This is a genomic window from Kitasatospora sp. NPDC059327 (genome assembly GCF_042752535.1).
Lineage (GTDB): Bacteria > Actinomycetota > Actinomycetes > Streptomycetales > Streptomycetaceae > Kitasatospora.
This window is the reverse complement of record NZ_JBHYYB010000238.1, coordinates 1-2,645: the sequence shown is the minus strand read 5'-3', so window position 1 is coordinate 2,645 and position 2,645 is coordinate 1. Positions and strand designations below refer to the sequence as shown.

Sequence of the window (2,645 nt, the reverse complement as noted above, 5' to 3'; positions counted from 1 at the left end):
TCAGACAGCGCGATCGACACAGCAGTAGGCCCAGGATGTGACACCATAAAAGGGTACCAACTTACCCTCGTGATTTGCGGTGCATCACACTAGAGTGCGAGGCGATCCACTGGAGCTGTCACCCACACGGGGATTCCTCGGACGACGGGGCGACCTTTTCGTAATCCTGAACTCGACCAAGAGGTACAGGATTTGATGCGAGGGTCGTAGCCGTGAGCGTGGTGGAACAGGGTGTGCAGTGCGAGCCGTTCGCGGAACTGTCACGCTTCCGGGAGGTCTTCTACGATTGCCTGACCGGTCGGCGTGACGCGTTGTTCGAGCTCACCGACGCGGTGCTGTGCACCGACGGCCCAGTGAAGACCTTGGTCGGCCTGTCGCTGGCTCCCGAGCACCGGCGCGGGCACGGCGCCCTCTACGGCGCACTGAACCGGGGCCGCCTGGACGTCGACCGGCTGCGGACCGAGCTGGCTGGCCTGTCGCTGCCGCGCGCCGGCGGTGGCCGCCTGGTGCTGGCGGTGGACGTCTCGCCGTGGCTTCGGCCCGATGCCGACACGAGCGACGTCCGCTCGTTCTGCCACACCTACGGCCGGGGCGACGCCAGGCACCAGATGGTCCCGGGCTGGCCGTACTCGTGGGTCGTGGCCCTGGAGTCGGGCCGGGCCTCGTGGGTCGCCCCGCTGGACGCGGTGCGGTTGCGGCCCGGCAACGACCTCGCTGCCGTCACCGCCGCACAGCTGCGGGACCTGGTCGAGCGCCTGGTCGCCGCCGGCCAGTGGAGCCCGGGCGAACCGTCGGTGTTGATCGTGGCCGACGCCGGCTACGACGTGATGCGGCTGGCCTACCTGCTGCGCGACCTGCCGGTGGAGATCCTGGGACGTCTGCGCTCGGACCGGGTGATACGCCGCCCGGCACCGACCCGTGCGGAGTTCGCCCTGGCCAACCCGGCCGGCGGGCGGCCGCCCAAGCACGGCGGCGAGTTCATCTTCAAGGACGCCAGGACCTGGGGCGCCCCGGACGCGGAGACGAAGGCGGAGACCACGCGCTACGGCACCGCTCACGCTCAGTCCTGGGACCGGCTTCACCCCGAGCTGCAAGGGCGCGCTGCCTGGCGGGAACACCCCGGCCCGCTCCCAGTCATCGAGGGCACCGTCATCCGACTCCAGGTCGACCACCTGCCCAACGGTGGTGACCCCAAGCCGCTGTGGCTGTGGTGGTCACGGCCCGCGGCCGGCCCCGCGGAGACTGACCTGGCCTGGCAGGCATTCCTGCGCAGGTTCGACATCGAGCACTTCTTCAGGATGATCAAGCAGACACTCGGCTGGACCGCTCCGAGGCTGCGAGACTCCGAGGCGGCGGACCGTTGGACTTGGCTGATCGTCGCTATCCACACCCAACTCCGCCTCGCTCGACCGCTCGCCATCGACCTACGACGCCCATGGGAGAAGCCGGCCGAACCGAACAAGCTCACCCCCGCCCGGGTCCGACGCGGGTTCCGACACCTGCACGCCAGAACCTCAACGCCGGCCGCACGGCCGAAACCCTCCCGGCCCGGCCCCGGCCGCCCGCCCGGCTCGAAGAACCGCCGCCCCGCGAACCGCTACGACGTGGGCCTGCTCCTGGCCACCGGCGAGCCCTACCGGCGACCGGCTCACCACAAGGTCGGCACCAAACCGCGCCGCACCGGATGAATCACTTCCCAATGAGGATGTCAAGCCGCCGGCGTGACTGATCGTGTCGGTTGGTAGAACGCTCCGTCATGGATCATTGCCCAGAGAACGTTGGCCCGGCGGCGCGCGAGGGCGAGGACGGCCTGCTTGTGGCCCTTCCCCTCGCCACGCTTGCGTTGGCAGTAGGTCCTCGATGCGGGGCACGATCTGATGCTGGCCATGGCGGAGAGGTAGAAGGCCCGCAGGAGGCCGCGGTGGTAGCGGCGTGGGCGGCGCATGTTGTCGCTGACTCGTCCGGAGTCTCGTGGGACGGGGGCCAAGCCGGCGAAGCCGGCGAGGCGGTCCGGTGTGCCGGTCCGGTGTGCCGGTCCGGTGTGCGAAGGCGTCCATGTCGCCGCCGGTCGCGGCGATGAACTCGGCGCCGAGGAGGGCTCCCATGCCGGGCATGCTTCGGATGATCTCCGTGTGCTGGTGCTCGCGGAAGCGCGCCTCGATGAGGGCGTCGAGCTCGGCGATCTCCTCGTCGAGGGCGATGATCCCCTTCGCCAGGCGGGCCACCATGGCGGCGGCCAGCTTCTCGCCGGGCAGGGCCGTCCGCTGGCCGGCGGCGGCCTCCACGGCGGCAGCGGCGATGGCCGCGGCGTTCTTGACCTTGCGGTTCTTGAGCCAGGTCTCGATGCGCTTGACGCCGCTGCGGCGGATCGCGGCCGGGGTCTGGTAGGCGGTCAGCAGCAGGACCGGACCCCGGTTCGTCACGGTCAGCGTCCGCTCCAACGCCAGGAAAATCTCCAGGAGTTGACCTCGGAGCCGGTTGATCTGCCGGGTCCGGTCGCAGACCAGATCGGTGCGGCGCCTGGTCAGGGTGCGCAGGTCGACCGCGATCTCGTCGCCGGGCCGCAGCAGGCCCAGGTCCCGGCGCATACGGGCCTAATGGGCACCCGGGGACGGTGCGGAGCCCTGATGCGGGCCAGGGCCGTC

General features: G+C 70.3%; 1 protein-coding gene and 1 pseudogene. One reads left to right on the top strand and one right to left on the bottom strand.

Going from position 1 to position 2,645, the window contains the following annotated elements:
• Positions 1–212: 212 nt before the first annotated feature.
• Positions 213–1,688 (top strand): NF041680 family putative transposase, encoded by a 1,476-nt coding sequence (locus ACFXHB_RS44675; protein WP_380582960.1) that lies wholly within the window; start codon positions 213–215, stop codon positions 1,686–1,688.
• 20 nt (positions 1,689–1,708) lie between these two features.
• On the opposite strand, the pseudogene ACFXHB_RS44670 reads toward ACFXHB_RS44675, so the two are convergent.
• Positions 1,709–2,594 (bottom strand): annotated as a pseudogene (locus ACFXHB_RS44670) (IS110 family transposase); the annotation flags it as partial.
• Positions 2,595–2,645 lie beyond the last annotated feature (51 nt).